This window comes from Frankia sp. Mgl5, from assembly GCF_023242985.1.
In the GTDB taxonomy this organism is placed as follows: Bacteria; Actinomycetota; Actinomycetes; order Frankiales; family Frankiaceae; genus Parafrankia; species Parafrankia soli.
Window position 1 is genome coordinate 1 of the sequence record NZ_JALKFY010000759.1, and the last position, 1,634, is coordinate 1,634.

Genomic DNA, 1,634 nt, shown 5'->3' on the forward strand with positions numbered 1-1,634 from the left:
CGGAACCCGTCAACCTGATCGAGGCAAGATCTTGTAGGAACTACTGAGCTGGTCGTTCCGTGTCGGCGGTTGGCTGGTCGTGGGTCTGTTCGGGTGGGTTGATCCAGGCTGGTCTCGGCAGCGGCGGCGGTGCTGGTGGGCGGCGGACGAACCGGTCCGGTCGGGTGGCGTAGGCGGCGGCGAGGACCTCGGTGCGGGCGGCCTGGACGGTCTCGGCCTGGCCGTGGTGGACGGTCGCGGGAGTGAGCAGGCCGACTCCGGAGTGCCGGTGGTCGTTGTTGTAGTAGTCGAAGAACTCGCGGCACCAGGCGCGTGCGGTTTCGATGCTGTCGAACGTGCGGGGATAACCCGGCCGGTACTTCAAAGTCTTGAACTGGGACTCGGAGTAGGGGTTATCGTTGGACGTCCTCGGCCGGGAGTGGGACTGGGTTATCCCGAGGTCCGCGAACAGGAACGCGACGGGTTTCGAGGTCATGGAGCTGCCGCGGTCAGCGTGCACGGTAAGCCGCCCGGGAGAGATGTTCTGTTTGTCGCAGGTGGCGGCGATCAGGTTCTCGGCGAGAGCGGCTGATTCTTTGTCTGCGAGGGTCCAGCCGACCACATACCGGCTGTAGACGTCCAGGATGACGTACAGATAGTAGGAGGTCCATTTCTGCGGGCCGGGGAGTTTGGTGATGTCCCAGGTCCAGACCTCGTTCGGCCCGGTGGCGAGGAGTTCGGGTTTGACCTTGGGCGGGTGGGTGGCCTGGGCGCGGCGGTCACCGGTCTCGCCGCGTTCGGCGAGCAGCCGGTACATGGTGCGCTGCGAACACAGGTAGACACCCTCGTCGAGCAGGGTCGCCCAGACCTGCGCCGGGCTGGCGTCAGCGAACCGCGGGTCGTGCAGCACGGCCAGGACCCGGGCGCGTTCGGCCGCATCCAGCGCCCTGGGTTGGCGTCGGGCCTTGTGCGGGACCGGTGCCGGACGCGGCGGGGCAGGACTCTTCCTGTGCCGCCGGTAATGCGCCGCCCGTGACCGACCCACGGCCCGGCACGCCGCGCTCGCACCGATTTCCGGAACGAGTTCGCCGAGTGCTTCCTCGGTCAGTCGTTCGGCTTCGCCGGTGACGGCGGGTTCTCGCCGGGAGCGCCCTCGGAGAGTTTCTCCAAGAGCGCGGCAAGTTTTCCCTGTACATCGATCACGAACTGGGCCTTCGCCAGTTCCTTCTCCAGCTTCGCTTTCTCCGCACGGAGCTTCTCCAGCTCCTTGTCCCGTTCATCGACCGGCGGGCGGCCCTTCGGTTTCGACAGGCCCGCCAGCGCGCCTTCCTCGCGAGCCTTCCGCCACTCCACGATGTGCGCCGAGTACAGGTTCTCCCGGCGCAGGATCGCGCCCTTCGCACCCGCCGCGGTCGCCGCCTCATACTCCGCCAAGATCCGCATCTTGTAGCCCGGCGAGAACTGCCGACGTCGTGCCTTCGCGGGCACCTCCGGATCCGGCCGCCGGCGGTGCGTCTCGTCCTCGCTCACCCGACCATCGTCAACCGGCCAACGAGCCGCTGTCAGCCCCGCATCCATCTAGATCAAGCTCCCCAACTCGCCCTCGTCACTGGTTAACAGACATCCTCTGTCTCGAACCAGCTTGGCAGGTAGGG

General features: G+C 67.0%; 1 pseudogene. It reads right to left on the reverse strand.

From position 1 onward, the window contains the following. Positions 1-40: 40 nt before the first annotated feature. Positions 41-1,509: pseudogene (locus MXD62_RS27450) on the reverse strand (IS3 family transposase). Positions 1,510-1,634: the final 125 nt, after the last annotated feature.